This window comes from Microvirga sp. 2MCAF35 (genome assembly GCF_052115545.1).
Taxonomy (GTDB): domain Bacteria; phylum Pseudomonadota; class Alphaproteobacteria; order Rhizobiales; family Beijerinckiaceae; genus Microvirga.
In genome coordinates, this window is the sequence record NZ_JBFRGW010000019.1 from 1 (window position 1) to 21,007 (window position 21,007).

At 62.3% G+C, this 21,007-nt stretch carries 27 protein-coding genes, 1 tRNA gene and 1 pseudogene; 10 read left to right on the forward strand and 19 right to left on the reverse strand.

All coding sequences use genetic code 11. The features are described from left to right. Positions 1-299 precede the first annotated feature (299 nt). On the forward strand, positions 300-848 hold the full coding sequence (locus AB4097_RS11430; RefSeq protein WP_442039547.1) for a DUF2326 domain-containing protein: 549 nt from the start codon (positions 300-302) through the stop codon (positions 846-848). A 264-nt stretch (positions 849-1,112) separates the two neighbouring features. Here AB4097_RS11430 and AB4097_RS11435 read toward each other — a convergent pair. From AB4097_RS11435 to mnmA, 4 genes are all read right to left on the reverse strand, one after another. Next, positions 1,113-1,189 (reverse strand) — tRNA-Met (locus AB4097_RS11435). A 143-nt stretch (positions 1,190-1,332) separates the two neighbouring features. Further along, positions 1,333-1,539 carry a hypothetical protein gene (locus AB4097_RS11440; protein ID WP_442039549.1) on the reverse strand — a complete coding sequence of 69 codons (207 nt, stop codon included), beginning with the start codon at positions 1,537-1,539 and terminating at the stop codon, positions 1,333-1,335. A 232-nt stretch (positions 1,540-1,771) separates the two neighbouring features. Beyond that, positions 1,772-2,413, reverse strand: a complete 642-nt coding sequence (locus AB4097_RS11445; RefSeq protein WP_442039551.1) for a class I SAM-dependent methyltransferase — start codon at positions 2,411-2,413, stop codon at positions 1,772-1,774. Between the two features lie 22 nt (positions 2,414-2,435). Then, entirely contained in the window at positions 2,436-3,590 is a 1,155-nt protein-coding gene (gene mnmA, locus AB4097_RS11450) for a tRNA 2-thiouridine(34) synthase MnmA (protein ID WP_442039553.1), read from the reverse strand. 353 nt (positions 3,591-3,943) lie between these two features. On the opposite strand from mnmA, the gene sciP reads away from it, so the two are divergent. Both sciP and AB4097_RS11460 read left to right on the forward strand, forming a co-directional pair. Then, complete coding sequence (sciP, locus tag AB4097_RS11455; RefSeq protein WP_009763782.1) at positions 3,944-4,219, forward strand: CtrA inhibitor SciP; 276 nt, start codon at positions 3,944-3,946, stop codon at positions 4,217-4,219. A 236-nt stretch (positions 4,220-4,455) separates the two neighbouring features. Next, a pseudogene (locus AB4097_RS11460) lies at positions 4,456-4,659 on the forward strand (helix-turn-helix domain-containing protein); the annotation flags it as partial. A gap of 4 nt (positions 4,660-4,663) precedes the next feature. Here AB4097_RS11460 and AB4097_RS11465 read toward each other — a convergent pair. Further along, positions 4,664-5,491, reverse strand: a complete 828-nt coding sequence (locus AB4097_RS11465; RefSeq protein WP_442039555.1) for a class I SAM-dependent methyltransferase — start codon at positions 5,489-5,491, stop codon at positions 4,664-4,666. Continuing rightward, positions 5,488-6,501 carry a lysylphosphatidylglycerol synthase domain-containing protein gene (locus tag AB4097_RS11470; protein WP_442039557.1) on the reverse strand — a complete coding sequence of 338 codons (1,014 nt, stop codon included), beginning with the start codon at positions 6,499-6,501 and terminating at the stop codon, positions 5,488-5,490. The genes AB4097_RS11465 and AB4097_RS11470 overlap by 4 nt, the downstream gene beginning before the upstream one ends. A gap of 228 nt (positions 6,502-6,729) precedes the next feature. On the opposite strand from AB4097_RS11470, the gene AB4097_RS11475 reads away from it, so the two are divergent. Then, complete coding sequence (locus tag AB4097_RS11475; protein ID WP_442039559.1) at positions 6,730-7,353, forward strand: GNAT family N-acetyltransferase; 624 nt, start codon at positions 6,730-6,732, stop codon at positions 7,351-7,353. Positions 7,354-7,410: 57 nt separating this feature from the next. On the opposite strand, the gene AB4097_RS11480 is transcribed toward AB4097_RS11475, so the two are convergent. Next, positions 7,411-7,800: a flagellar export protein FliJ gene (locus AB4097_RS11480; RefSeq protein WP_442039561.1), complete on the reverse strand. Its 390-nt coding sequence runs from the start codon at positions 7,798-7,800 to the stop codon at positions 7,411-7,413. Between the two features lie 519 nt (positions 7,801-8,319). On the opposite strand from AB4097_RS11480, the gene ctrA reads away from it, so the two are divergent. After that, a complete protein-coding gene (ctrA, locus tag AB4097_RS11485; protein WP_114944720.1) occupies positions 8,320-9,021 on the forward strand; it encodes a response regulator transcription factor CtrA in 702 nt (233 codons plus the stop codon). A 77-nt stretch (positions 9,022-9,098) separates the two neighbouring features. Further along, entirely contained in the window at positions 9,099-9,536 is a 438-nt protein-coding gene (locus AB4097_RS11490; protein WP_442039564.1) for an EamA family transporter, read from the forward strand. A gap of 1 nt (position 9,537) precedes the next feature. On the opposite strand, the gene chpT is transcribed toward AB4097_RS11490, so the two are convergent. Next, positions 9,538-10,179 (reverse strand): histidine phosphotransferase ChpT, encoded by a 642-nt coding sequence (gene chpT, locus AB4097_RS11495; protein WP_442039566.1) that lies wholly within the window; start codon positions 10,177-10,179, stop codon positions 9,538-9,540. 175 nt (positions 10,180-10,354) lie between these two features. On the opposite strand from chpT, the gene AB4097_RS11500 reads away from it, so the two are divergent. The 3 genes from AB4097_RS11500 to AB4097_RS11510 all read left to right on the forward strand — a co-directional run bounded on the left by AB4097_RS11500 (position 10,355) and on the right by AB4097_RS11510 (position 13,270). Beyond that, positions 10,355-11,182 (forward strand): 3'(2'),5'-bisphosphate nucleotidase CysQ family protein, encoded by an 828-nt coding sequence (locus tag AB4097_RS11500; protein WP_442039568.1) that lies wholly within the window; start codon positions 10,355-10,357, stop codon positions 11,180-11,182. Positions 11,183-11,363: 181 nt separating this feature from the next. Next, a complete protein-coding gene (locus AB4097_RS11505; protein WP_442039570.1) occupies positions 11,364-11,966 on the forward strand; it encodes a DUF1134 domain-containing protein in 603 nt (200 codons plus the stop codon). A 296-nt stretch (positions 11,967-12,262) separates the two neighbouring features. After that, positions 12,263-13,270, forward strand: a complete 1,008-nt coding sequence (locus AB4097_RS11510; protein WP_442039572.1) for a hypothetical protein — start codon at positions 12,263-12,265, stop codon at positions 13,268-13,270. Between the two features lie 39 nt (positions 13,271-13,309). Here AB4097_RS11510 and AB4097_RS11515 read toward each other — a convergent pair whose 3' ends face one another. Beyond that, positions 13,310-13,666 carry a hypothetical protein gene (locus AB4097_RS11515; RefSeq protein WP_442039574.1) on the reverse strand — a complete coding sequence of 119 codons (357 nt, stop codon included), beginning with the start codon at positions 13,664-13,666 and terminating at the stop codon, positions 13,310-13,312. 53 nt (positions 13,667-13,719) lie between these two features. Beyond that, positions 13,720-14,586 carry a D-amino-acid transaminase gene (locus AB4097_RS11520; protein ID WP_442039576.1) on the reverse strand — a complete coding sequence of 289 codons (867 nt, stop codon included), beginning with the start codon at positions 14,584-14,586 and terminating at the stop codon, positions 13,720-13,722. Between the two features lie 110 nt (positions 14,587-14,696). Here AB4097_RS11520 and AB4097_RS11525 point away from each other — a divergent pair, with 110 nt between their 5' ends. Then, complete coding sequence (locus AB4097_RS11525; RefSeq protein WP_442039578.1) at positions 14,697-15,314, forward strand: hypothetical protein; 618 nt, start codon at positions 14,697-14,699, stop codon at positions 15,312-15,314. 22 nt (positions 15,315-15,336) lie between these two features. Here the strand turns inward: AB4097_RS11525 and AB4097_RS11530 are convergent, their stop codons facing one another. The 9 genes from AB4097_RS11530 to AB4097_RS11570 all read right to left on the reverse strand — a co-directional run bounded on the left by AB4097_RS11530 (position 15,337) and on the right by AB4097_RS11570 (position 20,902). Then, the gene (locus AB4097_RS11530) at positions 15,337-15,645 is read right to left on the reverse strand and encodes an SWIB/MDM2 domain-containing protein (RefSeq protein WP_114944712.1); all 309 of its coding nucleotides are present in this window, start codon (positions 15,643-15,645) and stop codon (positions 15,337-15,339) included. A gap of 184 nt (positions 15,646-15,829) precedes the next feature. Continuing rightward, positions 15,830-16,282 carry a response regulator gene (locus AB4097_RS11535; RefSeq protein WP_442039580.1) on the reverse strand — a complete coding sequence of 151 codons (453 nt, stop codon included), beginning with the start codon at positions 16,280-16,282 and terminating at the stop codon, positions 15,830-15,832. Between the two features lie 81 nt (positions 16,283-16,363). Continuing rightward, on the reverse strand, positions 16,364-17,404 hold the full coding sequence (locus tag AB4097_RS11540) for a UV damage endonuclease UvsE (RefSeq protein ID WP_442039582.1): 1,041 nt from the start codon (positions 17,402-17,404) through the stop codon (positions 16,364-16,366). 36 nt (positions 17,405-17,440) lie between these two features. Continuing rightward, positions 17,441-17,794, reverse strand: coding sequence for a response regulator (locus tag AB4097_RS11545; RefSeq protein WP_442039584.1), 354 nt, complete (start codon positions 17,792-17,794; stop codon positions 17,441-17,443). A gap of 549 nt (positions 17,795-18,343) precedes the next feature. Next, positions 18,344-19,039 carry a hypothetical protein gene (locus tag AB4097_RS11550; RefSeq protein WP_442039586.1) on the reverse strand — a complete coding sequence of 232 codons (696 nt, stop codon included), beginning with the start codon at positions 19,037-19,039 and terminating at the stop codon, positions 18,344-18,346. A 21-nt stretch (positions 19,040-19,060) separates the two neighbouring features. Then, positions 19,061-19,477 (reverse strand): DUF3618 domain-containing protein, encoded by a 417-nt coding sequence (locus AB4097_RS11555; RefSeq protein ID WP_442039588.1) that lies wholly within the window; start codon positions 19,475-19,477, stop codon positions 19,061-19,063. Continuing rightward, positions 19,477-19,869 carry a phage holin family protein gene (locus AB4097_RS11560; RefSeq protein WP_009763759.1) on the reverse strand — a complete coding sequence of 131 codons (393 nt, stop codon included), beginning with the start codon at positions 19,867-19,869 and terminating at the stop codon, positions 19,477-19,479. Before AB4097_RS11560 ends, AB4097_RS11555 begins: the two co-directional genes overlap by 1 nt. A gap of 11 nt (positions 19,870-19,880) precedes the next feature. Beyond that, positions 19,881-20,402: a hypothetical protein gene (locus AB4097_RS11565; protein ID WP_246389135.1), complete on the reverse strand. Its 522-nt coding sequence runs from the start codon at positions 20,400-20,402 to the stop codon at positions 19,881-19,883. Between the two features lie 113 nt (positions 20,403-20,515). Next, positions 20,516-20,902 (reverse strand): helix-turn-helix domain-containing protein, encoded by a 387-nt coding sequence (locus tag AB4097_RS11570; protein WP_442039591.1) that lies wholly within the window; start codon positions 20,900-20,902, stop codon positions 20,516-20,518. Positions 20,903-21,007 lie beyond the last annotated feature (105 nt).

The following is a 21,007-nucleotide window of genomic DNA, read 5'->3' on the forward strand; positions in this document are numbered from 1 at the left end:
GCCACCCAAGGCTGTCTTGATCACGCGGTCCCGCAGATCCTGACTGTAAGCGCGTGCCATGCCTGCCTCCATGTCTGGAAGCCAGCACGACACATCACGCCTCACAGCGGAATCCCCTCCGACTCGGAATAGCCGAAAAAGGCTCTAGAAGCCAAGAGATCCTCTCGGTAATTGGGTCCGCTGTTTCCTGGGGCCATTATCGCAAGCTCGAGAAGGAACTAGTTGAAGCAGAATCACAAGTCAGCGAGTTGAGCCGCCGGCTCGAACTAGCTGAACGCTTTGAGCGCACGAGAGTCAATTTGAAGGCAGAGCGGATTGACGCCGAGCGTTCTCTCCAGACTGATCTCTCGGAGAGAAAAGGTATCGTTGAAGAGTCTATTAGCCTATTCCAAGAGATCTCGTCCCGTATTTACGAAGTTCCAGCCGAATTTGATATCGCTTCTGGGCCGAATGGACCTGTTTTTACAATTAAGCAACCCGCGAGGATGGCCGATGGCATCAATCAGATGCAGATCTTTACATTCGATCTGATGCTTGCATCGATGAGCGCAGCACGAGGTGCTTGGCCAGGCTTCTTGATACACGACAGCGCTATTTTTGACCCGGTTGACCCTCGGCAGATTGGAGCAGCACTGGTAATTGGCCACGAGAAGATGATGAGCCTCGGCGGGCAGTACATTGTGACATTGAACTCTGATCAGCTTGAGAAAGCACAGTCCGAGGCACAGGTCGATCTCATGCAATATGTCCTTGAACCTGTGCTGACTGATCGTCCCGGCGGTGGGCTATTCGGCTTTGAGTTCCAGCACGATATTGATGCAGTTCCTCAGACGCGTTCAGACGGCTAGCTACCATAAGCGCCAGCGAACCCAGCTCCATCCGTCTGCCAAAGGTGTGCCACGGACTGAGCGGGACCGAATTGTGAGGGATCGCTTTGGATCCGGCCCTGAAGGCCCGCCTTCGTGTTGCGCCCGTGTTGCATGGAGCCGAGCGAGTCCTATTGAAAACCGTTGCAAAATAAGGATTCAGCATGAAACACGTCGCAACACCTCAGCGACGCGTTTCGGGCACTAAAAAACCTGCCAAGTCATTGACAAGGCAGGCTAATTTTATGGTAGCGGAGGAGGGATTTGAACCCCCGACACAAGGATTATGATTCCTCTGCTCTGACCAACTGAGCTACTCCGCCCCAGGAAGCGGGGCGGACCCCGCGTCAGGCATGGGCGATATAGGGAAAGTTGCCCCCCAGTGTCAAGGAAGACGCACGGCAAAGCTGCGGATTTATGCAGCGCGCTTCCGGTGGAGGTCTTCAGGGCTGGTTCGGCGATCCCGTCAGCCCTTCGACTTCATGCGCCAGAGCTGGAATCCATCCGTCGAGATCGCCTGCTCGATGGCCTTGCGGGGGAATTTGTGCGGCGGGGTCTCACGGGAACCCAGCGTGCCGGTCAGCCCCCAGGGACCATATTTGGCCGGCAGCTTGCTGCCTGACTCATCGCCCGCAAACGCGTGCAGGTCATCCTTGGCTTGGGAGGTGAACATGAAGAGACGCATGGCAGTGGCTTTCGCTTAGGGGCAGATGGCAGCTCTGGAGCATCGGATTGATCCGATGCTCCAACTTTGAAGAGCACATCGTTCTGAGCGGAAAACCGATGTTCCCTCTTCCGCTCGATGCCCTCCAGCAAATAGGGCTCAAGCCTCGAAAGTCACCTTGATCGCGCCGGAGATGCTCGACCGGCAGGCCCATTGAGCCCAGCCGGCTCCGAGCTCTTCCTCACGCCTGCTTTCTGATCCTCATCAGCTTGAAGAAACCGACCGGGAACAGGGTTCGCAGCTCCACGACCTCCATGCAGCCGGTTCGGTGGGCCCAGTCCTCGACCCGGGCCGCCTTGAAGGCCGAACTCCAGCCGATGGCCTTGGCGACGGGGGAGGCCAACTCCTCCAAGGCGGCGATGGGCCCCGAAGGCTGCCCCCAGTGATTGGCGAGCACGATCTCGCCGCCCGGCTTCAGCACGCGCATGAACTCATCGAGGGCCGTTTCAGGCTCAGGCACGAGGGTGATGATGAACTGGGCCGTGACGGCATCGAAGCTCTCGTCCGGAAAGCCCAGGCGGGTGACATCCATCACCTGCAGGCTTTTCACGTGGCTGAGCCCCCTCTTCTCGACTTTGTCCTGCGCCCGGCGCAGCATGTCCTCGGAGAGATCGACCCCGTAAACCTCCGCATGCCTGGGATAGTAACCCAGAGAGAGGCCCGTTCCGACGCCCGCTTCCAGCACCTTGGGACCACAGGCGACTGCGGCATTCACCGCAGCGCGGGCGGCCGGTTCGGTCAGCTTGTCGTAGACGAGGTCATAGATCGGGGCCCAACGCGCATAAGCCTTGCGCATCAGGACGGTGGTCGCTCCATCCGACATAAACTATCCCTGGTTAAGCACCTCAGGCCGCGGCGGGCGCGGCTTCGGCAAGTGTCCGAGCAATGGTGCCCCCGCCAAGCACACGTGCCCGGGGAGCATCGCTCTCATAGATGACACAAGCTTGACCGGGAGACACCCCGTCTTCCGCCGATAACAGCTCGACCGTAGTGTGGGTTCCTGTGGATCTCAAGAGCGCCGGGCGCGGCTCGCGGGTGGAGCGGACGCGCACGGCCACCTCCATGCCTTGGTCGCCCAGGGCTTCCAGAGGAACGTCGCCGAGCCAGTTCACGTCGGTCATGCGGATCAGGCGGGTGGCCAGGGCCTCGCGGGGCCCGACGACCACGCGAGCCTCCTTGGCTTCCAGCCGCACCACATAGAGCGGTTCGCCCACGGAGAGCCCGAGCCCCTTCCGCTGCCCCACGGTGTAATGGATGATGCCCTCGTGGCGGCCAAGGACGCGGCCGTCCACATGGACGATCTCCCCACCCTGCACGGCGCCGGGCTTCAGCCGCTCGATTACGTCGCTGTAGCGCCCCTGCGTGACGAAGCAGATATCCTGGCTGTCGGCTTTTTCGGCCACGGTGAGGCCGAATTCACGCGCCAGCTCGCGGGTCTTCTCCTTGGGCATTTCACCTAAGGGAAAGCGCAGGAGGTCGAGCTGCTCCGAAGTGGTGGCATAGAGGAAGTAGCTCTGGTCCCGGTCCGGGTCGGCGGCCCGGTGGAGAGCCCGTCGTCCGTCCGGCAGGGCGCGGCTCGCCACGTAATGGCCCGTGGCGAGCACATCGGCGCCGAGTTCCCGGGCCGTCTCGAGAAGATCGCGGAACTTGATGGAGCGGTTGCATTCCACGCAGGGGATCGGAGTCTCGCCCGCCAGATAGCTCTGGGTGAAGCGGTCGATCACGGCCTCGCGGAAGCGGGCTTCGTAGTCGAGCACGTAGTGGGGAATGCCGATGGCCTCCGCCACCCGGCGGGCATCGTAGATGTCCTGGCCGGCGCAGCAGGCGCCCTTTCGGTGCGCGGCCGCTCCATGGTCGTAGAGCTGGAGCGTGATGCCCAGCACGTCGTAACCCTCGCGCTTGAGCAGGGCCGCGACGACGGAGGAATCCACGCCGCCCGACATGGCGACGACGACGCGGGTCTTCGAGGGATCGGTGGGAAGGTCGAGTGAATTGAGCATGTTTCCATCCAGAGGCGCCGTTCAAGGCGGCGCACGGGAGGGGTTTCAAAGCCCTTCTATAACCTATTGTGTGGAAAAGTGGACCCGGTTTTCACCGACGCGGTCCTACGGGTGGGTGCCGCGATCCTTCGGATCACTCAAGCACCGGATCCAAAAGCATGGACCCATTTTCCATGTCCATTGCTCTCGCGCCACAATTCTTAAAGGGAAAATGCTCCGCAATAAGGCAACGTTAACGTTTATGGCTAAGCTTAGGCATCCTCGTAACCACCTGATGGGCTTAGGGAAACATTAAGTCCCGTCACGTAGGTTCGAGCCTGTCAAAGGTCGTTGAATTTTTGTGTGAGCGTATCATGACCGAACCCCACCGCCCAAGGGTCAAGTATGTCATTGGGCCCGACGGCAGTCCCCTGACGATTGCCGACCTACCCCCGTCCAGCACCCGCCGCTGGGTCATCCGTCGCAAGGCCGAGGTCGTCGCAGCCGTCCGAGGCGGGTTGCTCAGCCTCGAGGAGGCCTGCCAGCGCTACACGCTGACCACCGAGGAATTCCTGAGCTGGCAGATGTCCATCGACCAGCATGGCCTGGCCGGCCTGCGCACCACGCGCATCCAGCAATACCGCCAGTAAGCCCCTAGAAACCGTCCGTGAAAAAGGCGCCCGTCACCCGACCGGCGCCTTTTTCACGGACGGGAAGCTCGGCCGTTAAGACCTTCCTAACCATAGAATGAGCATATTCTCCTGAATCATTTCCCTTAAGGCAGGCCCGTATCGTGCTCGACAACCCGGATTCGTTGGAACAGCAAGGTTCAACCCAAACGAATGCAGGTTCGACGCCCGAAGCGGAACAGGGCATGGATGCCTTGAGGCGCATCCTGGTCGGGCGCACCATCGCCGACGTGGAGCGTCACCTCATTCTCGACACCCTCACCTCCTGCTTCGGCAACCGGACCCATGCCGCGCGGATCCTCGGCATCTCGATCCGCACCCTGCGCAACAAGCTGAACGAATACATGGAAGCCGGCATCGCCGTGCCGGAACCGGGGCAGAGGCCGACCCTCGCCATCTGAGACTTTATCGCTTCCTCAGCCAGAGGCTCGTCTCGTGCGCGCCGGACATGAGCGGAATTTCCGATAGGATGCCACGGGACAGGGCGTCGTCGCTGTTTCTCACCACGTGATGGCTCGCGAAGACGAGTTCGTAGCCGCCTCCCTGCAGGAGCGCACCGACGAGGAGCTGCTCGTTGTATCCCCGCCAATTCCAGACCGCCGGGTACGCATAGGGCAGCGTGATGTCGTGGACATGGACCAGGGTCCCGCTCGCAAGGCGGGGCAGCACATCGAGGAAGAGGCGGTCCACATCGGTGCCGGGCATGGCGATGTGGCTGGAATCGATGAAGAGGATATCCCCGGCCTCCAGGGCCTCGAACACGCCCGCATCCGCATCCCGCAGGAGCATCTGCCGATGCTCCACATCGAGCTTGCGCAGGCTCGCCCGGGGAGCGGGATCGATGCAGGTGATGCGGGTGGGAAGCCCTCCATCCTGAACCGCATGGGCCATGAAGCGGGTCGAATGGCCGGAGCCGATCTCCACGATCCGGCGCGGCTTCTCCCGGCGGACGATGACATAGGCGGCGGCCGCATCGAGTCGGGGGAACCAGCTCTGGTCGAAACGCGCAGGTCCCCTGCCCTGCAGGATGGAGCGCAGCTCGTCCGCGTGGCTCTCGATGGCCTCGAGCACCTCGGACAAGCGGGGTCGGGCCGCCTCGAAGAGCGGGCGCAAGGCCGGGTAATCCTGCGCGTCGACGCTCTCGGCGTAACGGTACGGAATAAAGAAGCCGAGCCGCCTGACGCCCAGCAGCGTCGACAGGCCGAAGCGCAGGCGCCGCCAGAAAGGGTTCATTTCTCGGAGGAGGACAGCGGCGGCGGCGGCACCGCGCCGTCGGGGGCGCCGGCCCGTCCGCGCCAGGCCTGCGCCAGACGCGCGCGTTCGAACATCAGCACGACCACGAGCGAGAGCGCGAAGGGGATCAGGAGATAGAAGAGACGGAAGATGATGAGCGCCGCCAGCACGTCGGCCTTGGGAATATCCGGCATGGCGGTCAGGAAGACCAGCTCGAACACCCCGAGCCCGCCGGGCGCATGGCTGACCAGAGCGGCCGAGAAGGAGGCCAGGAAGACCGCGAGCACGATGATGAAGCTCGGCTCCAGATGGGCCGGGAGCACGAAATAGATGATGCCGGCGGCCCCGAGAAGCTCGAGCGGCGCGGCGATCAGCTGGCGCACCATCACGGCGGGACGGGGATATTCCAGCTTGGCCTTGCGGACGACCAGCGGCGGCAGGTGCAGAATGGACCCCACCACATAGAGCGCAACGAATCCGAGAAGCAGGAAACCGACAATGCGGGCCGTCGCCGGGTTGGTCAGCATGGAGGGCAGAAGATCTTCCAGGCGGTGCAGCAGGGTCGGATCAGTCACCAGGGCCACTCCGCCGAGCAGAATGGTGCCGAGGCCGAAGGTGAAGGAGCACAAAGCGACCAGCACAGCGATCTGGGGGGCGCCCAGACCTTTCGACGTGTAGGCGCGATACCGCACGACGGCGCCGGAAAAGACCGATGCGCCGATATTGTGGGACAGGGCATAGGTCGTGAACGACGTGATCGACACGAACAGCCACGAGATGTGGCGCACGCCCAAATGCAGCAGGGCGATCCGGTCGTACCAGGCCAGGGCCGCATAGGCGACGAGGGTGGAGAGGGCCGCGAGAGCATAGCGGTGTGCCGGAACGGCCTTCAGGCTGTCCCATACATCGTCGAGGGACATGCCCCGCAGTTCACGATAAAGAAGCCAGCCCGAGACGACGACTGCAAGCAGCCCGATCACGGGCCAAATGAACTCACGCACATTCTTCATCGAGCCGGCGGAACTCCCTCGTTGCTTCCTCTGTGCCTACAATCCCTTTGTTCTGCAAGGGGATTATGCCTTCCCGGGACATGACATAAGGTCCAAGGCAGATATCCGCCATGGAAGAGAGATTCACGAACGCATGATGGCCGCCCGACGGGAGGTGACGTCAGGAGACAAGCCCTTTATCAAACAGCACAACTCCTCTTTCTCAAAGATTCCACAAGGCATGGATGCATGACGGCGGAACCTGCAGCAGCTCTCAACCTCGACGGCTATACCGACCTGCCGCCGGGCAAGATCGCGACGATCGTCACCTATCTGGAGATGCGAAAGCGCCCCACCCTTGCGCTGTTCCGGAAGCCGGAGACCTGGAGCCTTCAGCGCATCGACAGTGATCATCGGCGCTACCGGGCCCTGTTCAGGACGATCGGGGAGCCGTGGCTCTGGTTCAGCCGGGCGATGATGCCGGATGCCGAATTGGCGGCCATCCTCGACGATCCCGAGGTCGCGGCCTATGCCCTGCACGACGGGACAGCCGATGTCGGACTGCTCGAACTCGATTTCCGCCACGAGGGAGAGGTCGAGCTGGCTTTCCTCGGGCTCGTCCCCGGCTTCATGGGCCAGGGTGCCGGACGCTTCCTGATGAACGAAGCCGTCGAACGCGCCTTCGCCCGGCCGGTCGAGCGCTTCTTCGTTCATACCTGCACGCTCGACTCGCCGGGCGCTCTGCCCTTCTACATACGCTCCGGCTTCACGCCGTACCGTCGCGCCATCGAGGTGGCCGACGATCCGCGCCTCCTCGGCTTCCTCCCTCTGGATGCAGCGCCTCACATTCCGGTCCTAAGGTCACCGGAATAGGAAAAGGGCGCGCCCTGTCCGGACACGCCCTATCACCAAATTCACATGAGCAGCTGATCAGGCCGAAGCGCGAACCGCGCGACCGTGCCCGGCTTGGGCAATGGCGGCATCGAGGGTCCGCTCGCGGTCTTCCAGGCTCTCCGCCTTCTTCAGCTCCTCGAAGGCTTCGCCGAGTTCGGCCTTCGCATCGTCGAGCTGGATGTGCAGGTTCTGAGCCGAGTGGCGAAGGTTGTCCCGCCTCTGGGCCGCAGCGCGCGCATAGGTCGGATAGGCAAAGTGGTTCGGGTCGGCGATGCCGGCCTTCTGCTCCTCCACGGCGATTTCCCGGTCCAGGTCAGCCGCCATGCGGTCGAACTCAGAGATCATCATCTCGATCTGCGCCACCCGCCGACGCTTCTCGTCGACCTGAAAGCGCTTGAGGCGGATGAGCGTATCCCGCGACTTCATCTTGATTGAACTCCACACGTCGCTGTTTCACTGCATCTCACGGATCGCTCAGTTATCCGCCAGACATGCGTCACCTTCGCCTATGGAAGTTGAGCTTTCCTTACCGGCTGAGACAAAAAATTTCCTATTCTGGGCACTCCCCTCGGGGGCGGCCCGTGCCGGGAAGGCTGCCGCCGAGCCCCGTAAACCTTTCGTTTACCGATTTCGTTAAGACTGGCTCGATCACGGGTGCGGCCGCTTTGGATTCGCTTCCGGGTTCACCTGAAACGCTTAGGTTACAAGAATTTGGGATGATATGAGGCGGCTCCCTATGGTTACCCAGAATCCACAGGACAATCACCTTCGGCAGATGATCTGCCTCTCCAGGTCGTTAAGCGCTTGCATCCCAGAATCAGTGTTTGTTAACCATTCTGAATTAGCGTTTCGAATCAGTTCAAAAGAGTATCCGCCGCAGGCCCGGTGGTGGATGGGCGGCTGTCCGCTGCTCGAAGGCTCAAGGGCAAGGGCTGGGGATTGAACATGCGCGTACTTCTGATCGAAGACGACAGCGCGACTGCGCAAAGCATCGAACTGATGCTGAAGTCCGAGAACTTCAACATTTATACGACGGATCTCGGAGAAGAGGGCATCGACCTCGGCAAACTCTACGATTACGACATCATCCTTCTCGACCTGAATCTCCCCGACATGTCGGGCTACGAGGTTCTGCGGACGCTCCGCGTCGCGAAGGTGAAGACGCCGATCCTGATCCTCTCCGGCATGGCCGGCATCGAGGACAAGGTGAAGGGCCTCGGCTTCGGCGCCGACGATTATCTCACCAAGCCGTTCCACAAGGACGAGATGGTGGCCCGCATCCATGCGATCGTCCGCCGTTCGAAGGGCCACGCCCAGTCGGTGATCACCACCGGCGATCTCATCGTGAACCTCGACACCAAGACGGTCGAAGTCGGCGGTGCCCGCGTGCACCTGACCGGCAAGGAATACCAAATGCTGGAGCTCCTCTCCTTGCGTAAGGGCACGACCCTGACGAAGGAGATGTTCCTCAACCATCTTTACGGCGGCATGGACGAGCCGGAGCTGAAGATCATCGACGTGTTCATCTGCAAGCTGCGCAAGAAGCTCGCCAATGCCTCGCAGGGCCGCAACTACATCGAAACGGTCTGGGGCCGCGGCTACGTGCTTCGCGAGCCGAACGAGGCGGAAGAGCGCATCGCGATCTGATCGTCGCGATCGGCAGGAATTCAAAGAAGCCCGGCTCGAGCCCGGGCTTTTTTGTTATGAACGGCATAGGGGTTCACATGAAATCCGTTCTTTTATCGTGGCAGTTCTGGGCCCTGCTCTCCGCCGCCTTCGCGGCCCTGACGGCGATCTTCGCGAAGGTCGGGATCGAAAACATCAACTCGGATTTCGCGACTTTCATCCGAACAATCGTGATCCTTGTCGTGCTCGGCGGGATTCTGATCGGCACGGGCCAGTGGCAGTCCCCCACATCCGTGTCCGGCAGGACCTATCTCTTTCTCGTCCTCTCCGGGCTTGCGACGGGCGCATCCTGGCTCTGCTACTTCCGGGCCCTGAAGCTCGGGGATGCGGCGCGCGTGGCTCCAATCGACAAGCTCAGCGTCGTGCTCGTCGCCCTGTTCGGCGTGCTCTTTCTGGGAGAGAAGCTGGCGATGCCGAACTGGATCGGCATCGCGCTCATCGCGTCGGGCGCGATTCTCGTCGCCTACAAGGCGTAAATCAAACCGTCGCGGCCCTGATCGTCACCTCGTCGCCCTCGATGCCGAAAGCGATGCTCATGTTCGAGGCGCGGGCCACCATGCCGGCGTAATAGACCTGGATGCCGTGGGCATCGACCGTGCCGGACTCGGAATTCCCGGCGAGCAGCGCTTCGGAATGCGCGGGAATGCGGGCGTTCAGGCCCTTCGAGACGATGGTGAAGGCGCAGTTCTCCGCGTCGCCGGTCACAGTCACGGCGATCGAGCCGCCCCGCGGGATCGCCGTGGTGGCAATCATGACCAGATTGAGAAGCAGCTTCACCCGGTTCTTCGGGAACAGGAGTCGGGGCGACGACCAGGAGAAGCTGATCTTGTCGTCCAGGAAGAGCCCGCGGGCTACCTGCTCGGCATCGCCGAGATCGATGGAGGCGCCGGCCGATCCGGCGGCCCCGAAGGCGAGGCGCGCGAACTGGAGGCGCGCGGAGGCCTGCTTGGCGCTCTTCTGGATCAGGTCGAGCGCGAAATCGCGCATGGAGGCATCGCTGTCGTCCTCGAGAACCTCCAGCCCGTTGACGATCGCGCCCACCGGCGAAATCACGTCATGGCAGACGCGCGAGCAGAGGAGAGCGGCGAGGTCGAGCGAATCGAGCGAGATCGTGGCCATGAGGGCTCCGGAGGCACCGTAATGTCAGCTATATGTTCATGAAATCGAGATTTCGACGCGTACCCATACAGCCAAACAGGAAAGAGAACGTGAACCCGGATACCCGGCTACGAGTTCTTTGGGAAGCGGGCAAAAAGAGATCGACAGGTCTCAAGAGAACGGGCACAAACCTATGATGCGCTTCGATGGTCAGAACCCCGACGAAATCGCCCTGAAGCTCGCTCACATCGCCGTGGAGGCAGGCCGCGTCCTGCGCGGCATGGAGACCGCTTTTCTCGACCAGCGCGTCAAGGACGACGGAACGCCCACCACGGCGGCGGACCTCGCCGCCGAACAACTGATCCTCAAGCGCCTCGATGAAGCCTGGCCTGGGGTGCCGGTCGTGGCGGAGGAAACCTGCAGCGCCAGCCATATCGATCAGTTCTTCTTCCTGGTCGATCCCCTCGACGGCACGGGCGACTTCATTCGCGGCACTGGCGAATACAGCGTCAACATCGCCCTGATCCAGGGCAAAAGGCCCATGGCGGCCGTCGTGGCCGCTCCGGCCATGGGGTCGATCTGGATCGCCGGAGCGACGGCCCGGACGAGCCCCCTCCCCGACGGAACGGCGGAGTTCGACTGGCGCGAGGCGATGGTCCGCCCGGCGCCCGAGAAGGATCTCGTCGCCCTGGTGAGCCGTCGCCATGGCGACAGCGCCACGGAGGTCTGCCTCTCGGCCCTGTCGATCGGCACGCGGCGCATGACCTCGTCGGCCCTGAAATTCTGCCTCATCGCGTCCGGTGAGGCGGACGTCTATGTGCGCTGCGGCCCGACCATGGAATGGGATACGGCGGCGGGCGACCACATCCTGACCTGCGCGGGCGGCAGTGTTGTCGGCCCCGGCGGCGTTCACCTTACCTATGGCCACGAGGACCGGGGCTACCGGAACGGACCGTTCGCGGCCATCGGCGACAACGCCTTGGCCACGCGCCTCGACCTGCCGGTTTCCGCCTCGGCGGCGTGAAATCCCACCTTCCGGAAGGTCCTTTCCGGGAATTTTCGGTCGGGATGATGAATCCTGCATTCCCGAAGGGTACGCCGTACAGAGATTGTTAGGGTTGATGATCTTAAGGTTCGAAGCTCGATAGCAGCTTTCCGGCCTGACAGAGCCGGATTGTCCCCTGTCTCATGCGAGGAGATAGCCCATGCGCTCCCGATCCGTTCTTCTTACGGCGGCGGCTTTCGCCGCCCTGGTCGGCGCCCTGCCCCTGCAGGCTTCCGCCCAATCCGTTCAACGCGCCTATGCAAGCAATCCCGGCGGCCCCAATTCCTTCAATTCCAACGAACTGGTCGAGTCGGGCCACCAATTCTTCGGCTCCGCCTCCCGCGGCCTCGCTCTCGCCCTGCAGGAAGCGACCCGGCGCTGGGGCGAGCCCAACGGCTACATTTTGGGCCAGGAGGCTTCAGGCGCATTCTTCGGCGGCCTGCGCTACGGCGAAGGCAAGCTCTTCACGCGCAATGCCGGTGACCGCAAGGTGTTCTGGCAGGGGCCGTCGCTGGGCTTCGACGTCGGCGGCGACGGCGCCCGCACCATGATGCTGGTCTACAACATGCCCTTCACGGACGCGCTCTATAAGCGTTTCGTGGGTATCGACGGCTCGGCCTATTTCATCGGCGGCTTCGGCGTGACGGCCGTCGCGGCGGACGAGATGATCGTGGTTCCGATCCGGGCCGGCGTCGGAGCCCGCCTCGGCGTCAATGTCGGCTACCTGAAGTTCACGCCGGAACCGACCTGGAATCCTTTCTGAGGCCGTTCCAGGATCATCAGGGCTCAGGGTGGCTTTGAGATCCCTCCGACGTCATGACCGGCCTCGTGCCGGCCATCCCGGTTGGAAAGGCCCGGCGCTCGACACAATCGAGATCACCGGGACAAGCCCAGTGATGACATGAGGCGAATGACCACCCGTCTTTGCCGTGCCAGTGGAAACGGCCATCGGATGCGCTACAACGGGCTGTCTGGAGCATCATGTCTCTGGAAAGCTGCGCAGGCACAAGGCAAGGTGCTTGAGCGTTAACGGTCAAGCATTTTGGAGTTGGCGTCCGCGTGATCGAAAGCATCATGATCTTTGCGCTGGGGTTCGTCGCAGCATCCCTCATCGCGCTTCTCATCATCCCAGCCATCAATGCCCGCGCGGAGCGTCTTGCCCGCCGCAGGGCCGAGGCGCTGTTTCCCATGTCGATCTCGGAACTGACGGCCGAGAAGGACCACCTGCGGGCAGAATTCGCGGTGCTGCAGCGGCGGATCGAGCGCAAGGCCGAGGAGGCCTTGGCGATCAAGCACGAGAGCATGGAGGAGCTCGGTCGGCGGGCCATCCGGATCGAGGCCCTGGAGGCCACTCTCGCGGAGCGAGATCGGACGGTATTCGAGCTCGAGACCCGGCTCGCGGAAACGCAGACCCGGCTCGCGGCCACCGAGGCCGATCAGACGCAGACGCAGGCCCATCTCTCGGGCACCCGCGAAACGCTCACGGCCCTCGAGAACGCCCACAGGTCGACCCTGGACGAGCTTTCCAACACCCGCATGGAACTCGACATCGCCCAGAGCGAGGGAGCGAAGCTCAAGAACGAGCTTCTCCATCTGGGGGACAAGCTCGCCCGTCTGGAGACGGACTTCGCCGACGCCCAAAGGCGTCTCACGGCGTCCCTGAGCGAACTCGACACCAAGCGCATCACCATCTCGGACCTGGAAACCCGCCTGATGACCCAGACCGCCCGGGGCAACGACTTCGAGCGGGCCCTGGGCGAGCGCCACAGCGAACTCTCCGACGAGCGCCTGCGCCTCGCCGAACTCGCTAAGAGCCTTGCATCGGAGCAGGAGCGCGGCCTGATCCTCGAGCAGCGGATCCGTGAGATCGAGGGCGAACGGGACGAGGCCCAGACCCGCCTTGCCAGCCTGGAAAGCTCGGGCAGCCAGACCGATGAGCTGCGCCGCCAGATCACGGAAGTCGCCGCTCAGATCATGAAGAGCGACAACAACAACTCAGGCAATGGGAATGGGCGGGAGAACAACCGCTCCCGCGAGGGCAAGCGCCGTCGTTCGGCGGGGAAGTAGCCCTTCCCCGCCAGGCTTGAGGATTACCAAGCTTCAGGATTACTTGGGCTGGAACTGCTGATTGCCGCCAGGGCTGCCTGGCGGGGGGATCACCGGCATCGTGCCGGGATTCGGCACCGGCGGACGCACGGTGTTGTCGGGAGAGATGTTCGCCGGCGGGCGGATCACCCCGTCGGAGCGCTCCAGCTTGTCGCTCAGGGTGTTGGTCGAGCCTGTCTCGGCAGGGCCGTTGTTCTGGCCGGAGAGGTTGCTATCGGGCTCGACCTTCTCGGCCGGCATCTGGCTTGGGGCAGGCATGTTCGGGGCCTGCTGCTTCAGAACCTCGGGATTCTGCGCCAGGGCCGCCGTACCGAGGCCGGCGGCCAGGATCGTGGATAGGACCAGCACACGCTTCATGGGTCGCTCCTTTGGAAAGGCAACGGGCGACCCAGGAGCGGGTTCCGGCAAAGCTATTCGGCCGCCGCCATGGCCGGCGCGCCAGCCATCTGCAGGTAAAGTGCGCGCAGCCGCTGCGTGACCGGACCGGGCTTGCCGTCGGCGACGGGACGCCCGTCGATGGACACGATGGGGAGAACGAAGTTCGAGGCGCTGGTCAGGAAGGCCTCCGCCGCCTCATAGGCCTCCTCGACCGTGAAGCGGCGCTCCTCCAGGACGATCCCGTCCTCCTGCGAGAGTCTCAGCAGGGACTTGCGCGTGATGCCTGGCAGGATGGCGTTCGAGAGCGGGCGCACGACGATGCTGCCCTGCTTCGTCACGATGAAAGCGCTCGACGAGCCACCCTCCGTCACGAAGCCCTCCTCCACCAGCCAAGCCTCCTGGGCGCCCGCCTCCTTGGCCACCTGCTTGGCGAGGACCTGGGCGAGCAGGTTGATCGACTTGATGTCCCGCCGCTGCCAGCGCAGGTCCGGCACGGTGACGACCGAGACCCCCGTCCGGGCCGCCGGGGCATCGGCGATGGACTTGGCCTGGGTGAACATCGCGACCGTGGGCTTGGGATTGTCCGGGAAGAAGAAGTCCCGCTCCGCGACCCCGCGGGTCACCTGAAAATAGATGAAACCCTCGGTCATGCCGTTGCGGCGCGCGAGCTCCTCCTGAAGGCGGGTCCACTCGGCCCTGGTGTATGGGTTGGGAATGCGGATCTCGGCGAGCGAACGCTCCAGGCGCTCCAGATGGGCCTCGTTGTCGATCAGGCGTCCGTCGAGCACGCCGATGCCCTCATAGACGCCGTCCCCGAACATGAAGCCTCGATCCATGAAAGGCACTTTGGCCTCTTCGATCGGCAGGAAGGATCCGTTCAGGAAGACGATGCGGGACATGAGAACTCCAAAGTCGTAACGGGCTCGCAAGCTTGACCTATGGGCGGATGAAACGCTCGATCTATATGGCCAAGGATAGCTGCAACCTCTCGCCGATAGGTAAACTCATCATGAGAGCGACGCCACTTCTCATTTTGAAGGCCCTGCCCTTCCTTCTGTTCATGGCCCCGCCAGCCGGTGCCGCGTCCCTGGCTGCACAAAGCTGGTTCAACCAGCAGGGCTATGTGGGACCGTCGGGGAGCCGGATCATCGCCTGCCATGGATATGGCTGCGTGCGTCGGATGGCGATCTCGGTCGATGGGGCGTGGCTGAGCCGGGCGAGAGAGATTCTCAGAGCCGGCCAGGGCTCCCCCGATGCGGAGCGCCGCGCGCTGGGCGAGGTGATCCGGTCCTATACGGCCTATCTCGCCACCTCGCTCGGCGGCAAGCCCGATACTCCGGGTTCGCCGCCCCAGATGTCGGGGGTCTATGGGCAGATGGATTGCCTGGACGAGACTGCGAACACCACGAGCGTACTCCTGGTCCTGCAGGAACAGGGGCTCTTGGCCTATCACGCGGTGCAATATCCGGAGTCGCGTGGTTTCTTCCTCGACGGCCGCTACCCGCACTTCACCGCCGTGATCACCGAGAGGCGAACGGGCACGGCCTGGGCGGTTGATCCCTGGAAGAAGGCGCCCGGCCAGAGGCCGGATATCCTGCCGCTCACGCGGTGGCGGCAGGATTCCTAATCGAGCTTACGGCTCGTTAAGCTTATTTCAGGTGCTGGGCGAGATGCTTGTTCATCTCGAACATCGTCACCTTCGGCTTGCCGAAGATCGGCTGCAGCTTGTCGTCAGCCAGGATCTCGCGCTTGTTCTCGGGATTCTGAAGGTTGTTCTTCTTGATGTAATCCCAGATCTTGCTCACGACCTCACCGCGCGGCAGCGGATCCGAGCCTACGATGGCAGCCAGTTCCTTGGACGGCTGCAGGGGCTTCTGAAGAGCGTTGGGCTTCGAGCCTTCGGTCTTCGTGGCAGCCTTCTTCGCACTGGCTTTTCCGTCTGTAGTCTTGGTCGGCATTTATTCCTCCGGGAATAGGATGGGAAAGCTCGTCGACAGCCTTGAACCAGGCCCGAAAAGCTCATTGACCAGCCTTCGGTCGGACCTCGCGGCTCCGCTACCGGAGCTCGGTCCCCTGACAGAAGGTCAATTCCGGCAGAGCTTATGTCCGCTCAGCGCCAGCAGCAAGCCGCAGTTCAGGAATTTAGGCGGTTTTCGGAAAGGGAAGGATCTTCCCCGCATGATCGACCGTCGGTCGTGGATTTTTGGCAACATGGCCGAAGCGCAGAGTCCGCTCCGCAGCGGAGGCCACATGGGACACGATGGCCTCGTTGGGGCATGGTTTGGCAAGAAATGCCGCTCCGGGCGGAAGATCCCCCTTCGAAGGCCATTGCCGGCCCGACATGATGAGGATCTCGGTCTCCGGCCAAGTGCGATGAACCTGGTGCGCCAACTCGAAACCGTTGCATCCCAGAGGCATGTCCACGTCCGTCAGAAGAACGTTGACCGGCAGCCCCGCCTCGAGAAGCACCATCGCCTCCGTGGCATTGGCAGCCTCGACCACCCTGAAGCCGGCATCTTCAAGCAGATCTGAGATGAACAGGCGGATGAGAGGTTCGTCCTCGACGAGGAGTACCGTGAAGGGATCGGCGGACATCGACTTCTTGATTCACTGCACAATGACCGACAACGCTGCCAAATCGGTTTGGTTCCGGGCAAATCAACAAAAAATGAAATATCATGTCGCCAGGACCTTTCCCGTCCTCCGCAGCTCCATATGGTGGGCCAGACCCTCCGAGGCGATGTTCTTGAGTTTGGCCTCGATTTCGAAATCCGACCAGGACAGATGGCGCATCACGAGGTCGTTGACCGCCCCGTTCCACATGAGGTCCGAATGGGCCCGCAGGTCCTTCGGCTTGATCCCGGCCGCGACCAGCGCCTGGAAGTCCGGAAGCGCTTCCATATCCGGGTCGGGCAGCAGATCCACCCTGGAGACGCTCACATGGCTCACCGGCCGCACGCCGCGCCAGGAGGCGATGATCCGCGCGATCCTCGGGTCTTCCGGTTCGATGTACTCGCCCCTGCTCATGATCCAGTGATGATGGAGATCGAGGACGAGCGGCACATCGTCCGTGAGAGGCAGGAGATCGTCGAGGCCGAAGCTGACTTCGTCGTTCTCGATCGTGATCAGGTTGCGGGCCGTGCGCGACAGATGCGCGAGACCACCGCGGACGCCCTCGGCCCCAAGAGCCTTCGCGCCGCCGTGAATGTTGATATGCGCGCCGTGGGGATGCCACCCGTCGCCATAGCCCATGAGCGTCATGATCTCGGCATGGTATTCGAACTCCGCCAACCCGTTGGCCGCCGCTGACGGATTGGCCGATGCGATGACGCAGAACTGGCCGGGATGCATGCTGAGCCGCACATCGTTGTCACGGGCGAACTCTCCCATCGCGGCAAGACTGGTTTCGATCAGGCGACGCAGGTCCGGGTCGCGGTAGATGTCCTTGCAGCTGGCATGGGTGTAGCCAGGAAGCAGATCGCTCGACAGGCGATGCAGGCGCTCGATCTTCGGCCGTGTCGCCACATGGGCGATCTGCCGCCGGAACGCTTCGAGATTATGCGCCACGACCGCGCTGATCTTGTCATAGGCACCTTTCGGATCGAGCCGGCCGAGATAGGCCATGGTGACCGTGCTCGTGTTCATCGCCCTCACGACCTGAGCGTCGCCGTCCTCGGGAATGTATTTGCAGCAGAAGCCGAAGCGAGAATCTTGCATGACGAGAGATGACGCCGACAGGTTCCTGCGATGCCGTCAGCACGGCAAGCGGTTGAGGGAAAGATGGTCGACGGATTCGAGAAGCGTCCGCTCCTCGAAAGGCTTTGCAACGAACGCCGCCTGCCTCAGCGTTTGAGGCAAGTCGGAGGGCTGGGACGCCGACACGAACACGAAGGGGATCCGTCGCTCGGCGAGAGCTTGCGCCACGCCGAAACTCTTGCCACCGATCACGTCGATGTCGAGCAGTGCGCAATCGAACTCATCGTCGAGATGCCGATAGGCTTCGTCGAGGGAACTGAGTGAATCGACGATCTCATGCCCATCCGCCTCGAGGATCGCCTGCAGGTCGGTCGCAATCCATGGATCGTCTTCCAGGATCAGAATACGCATACCCAACTCCAACACCCGATCCTTCGACGGGATAGCCACTCTCCCAAACGTCTCGAGCTTTGGACCCAAAAGTGGACTTGCACTTTTGAGATTGATCCAATGCTCAATCCCTTAAGCGGCGCATCGCAGGCTGCGGGAAACAGGTTCGCTTTTCCAAACGACGCGCGAGAACTTAGAAAATCTTTTTCCTTGTGCAGGAGCAACAAGTTCGACAGCGGCTCGTTCCAGCGTGAGTTTCGTCGAAGGGATTTTTTGAAGGATTACGGTTAAGAAAACGATCATGCGAGAATGCGATCAACACGACCTCCTTGAATCCTGAGAGCCAGTTCCTATCTCAGACTTAACCTGGCGGCCTCATCGCTTGCCAGAAGCGGTCACGATGCCGAGAGGATGACGCCGGATGTACGCGCATCATCTCGCCGTGGCCGTTGTCATTTGTGCGAAGCCTTTCTTGGTCAGCCATACGCTCGATGCCCGACTTGTCTTTCGCAGCCAACGAAACGCGCCGGCTCTCACCGGCGCGTTTCGTTTTGCTCGATGCTTCAGGCGTCAATGGCGATTGGCGTCGCGCTGGCCGTTGAACTCGCTCTCGTGCCGGCTGAAGCGTGCCTCGTCGCCGCTGAAGGTATCCTCGACATATTCGCGGCCGCGATTGGCGGCATCGCGGGCATAGCGCAGGCCCTGGTTGCGGACCTCGTCCGCCCACTCGCCGAACATCTCGTTCTCGCGGCGGGTGCGCGGCAGCAGGGCGCCCAGAAGAAGGCCTGCGGCAAGCCCCACGAGGCCGACGACCATCGGGTTCTCGGACACATAGCTCTGCACGCCCCCACGGGCATTGCCGAAGGCGCGAGAGGAACGTCCGCCCATCTGGTTCATGCGACGGCGCTGGCCCTCATAAGTATCAGAGGCCCAGTGAGAGGCGCGCTCATAGGTGTCGCGCGCCCAGTCGGAAGCACCTTCATAGGCTTCTCCAGCCTTCTGACGTGCCTGATCGGCAGCCTGCTGGGCCTTGTCGGCGATCGATCCGCTCTGGTCCTGCGCGTTCTGCTGGGAAGACTGACCCTTCTGCGGACCCGACGACTGATTGCCGCCAGTCGCCCCTGAACCTTGGGCCGACCGCTGCTCGTGCGACTGCGGCATGGGCGGCTCGCCGATATTGCCCACCGACGTTCCGGCAGAGACGTTCCCTGTCGCGCCCGACTGAGCTCCGCTCGGCTTGCCGGTTTCATTCTTGCTGTTGGCCATGGAAAACTCCTGTTTCATTTATCAAAATCGAGAACTGGTGCCCGGACGTTCGAACATCGGATCGGACGTCTTCAGCGGTGCGGCCTCCGCGCCGTAGAGACGCGGATCCTCCGCCTCCATCAGGAGATGCTCTTCCGTGATCAGATCCTCGTCGGCCGCGATCAGACGTGTTCTCCGAGGTGCAACGGAGCGCCCGAGGCGATAGGCGAGCAGCCCGACGCCCATGGCGATCAGCATGACCGGCACGGGATTGCGCCTGACCGTATCCAGAACCTTGTCGTAAAGCGGCCCGTACTGGCCGTTTCGGGCGGTGCCGAGCATGTCGTCGACCACACCGGAAACCGTCATCTTGTTCTGAAGACGGTCGATGGTCTGGTCGAGCTGAGCACGGCTGCGCTCGATGTCGCTCTCCAGTTCCTGCAGATTTTGTGACGTCATCATGCACCTCTTTCCGACAGGACTTCCGCATCGCGCTTGAGCGAATGCATCGTCCGCTTCGGCGTGAGCGTGGACGACGACATGGCACTGCGTCCCCACAGCCCGAGGCCGATGGCGATCAGGGCCAGCACGCCGCCGACGATAAGCGCGGCAAGCGCTTCCGAATGGACGACGGTCGCCAGCCACTTCACCAGGGAGTCGGTCAGCAGCATAACGGCTGCGATGGCGAAGATCGCCGCCACGACCACCATGGCGAGTCCCATGAAGAGCGTGCGGATGTTCTGGGACACCTCGGTCTTGAAGAGGGTGAATTCCTTCTGCGCGAGATCGGTCGATTCCCGCAGCGCTTCACCTACGAGACCCTGGATCGTTTGATTGCCGTTGCCCTGCATGGCTGCCTCCGTCAGGCGCCGGAGCGCGAGCGCTGGGCCTGCCGTGCACGGGACCGCGCGTTCTGAGCCTGGCTTGCGCGCACGTCGTCATAGCGAAGATCCTCCGCCGTGCTCTTGATGAAGCGCGCGGCCAGGAAGCCGATGGCGACGGATGCCGCCGCCACGGTTGCCGGACGACGGCGAACCACATCCTCGAAGTCGTTGAAGAAATCCGCGAAGGTTCGCTCGCGGATGGAGCCCGCAAGCTGCTCCAATCCTTCGGCCGCGGTATCGACGACGGCGCGGATGTTGGGCCGCTCATCGAAGGAATGAGTGGATTCACGCAAGGAATTGGCGAAGTCGGCGACCGATTGCGCGATATCGTCTTTGCGCCGGTCGACGTAATCCGTTGCCTGCTCCCGGGCGGAATCGATGAAATATCGGCTGCGCTCCACTGCGGCGCCCGCGATATCGCCGACATCGCCCTTGAGAGCATCCCAATCCTCGTTGCCGTTGTCCTGCTGCCTGTCGGTGTTCTGCTGTCCCACGCCCATGGTCAACCTCATTCAATCGTGAGTGAGTAACCATTAGAAGCGCGGCGGGTTCCGAACGTCCCCGATGCTCCACCTGTTGAAAAGCCGTTCGTACAGGCTTGGGTGCGGCCACTCTATTTGGCCGATGCTAGCCAGTCGACGAGATCCGCCACCTTGCGGCGGGCGTCCTCGTCCTTCAGCTTCAGGAAGCCGCGCACGAGGCGGTCGCTGTCGGAGCGCGTCAGGAACTCGGCCATCTGGCTGTCGTCGGAGAACCCGCCGGCGCGAAGGCCCGGAAGCCCCTCGAAGAAGAACTCGAAGCTCACATCCAGAATGCCCGCGATGCTGAGGAGGCGGCTTGCTCCGATGCGGTTCGTGCCCTTCTCGTATTTCTGGACCTGCTGGAACGTGAGTCCTAGGGCATCCGCGAGCCTCTCCTGGCTCATCCCGAGCATGATCCGCCTTGCCCTGACACGGCTCCCGATATGCCGATCGACCTCGTTGGGTGACTTCTTCTGCAAAGATCGCTCCTGCCTCTGGCTATCTTGTACTATCTACGCGAATTGTATAACCTTTGGTAGCATAAAACAGAAAACTACCTAGTGGTTGTGATATTTTTTGTAATA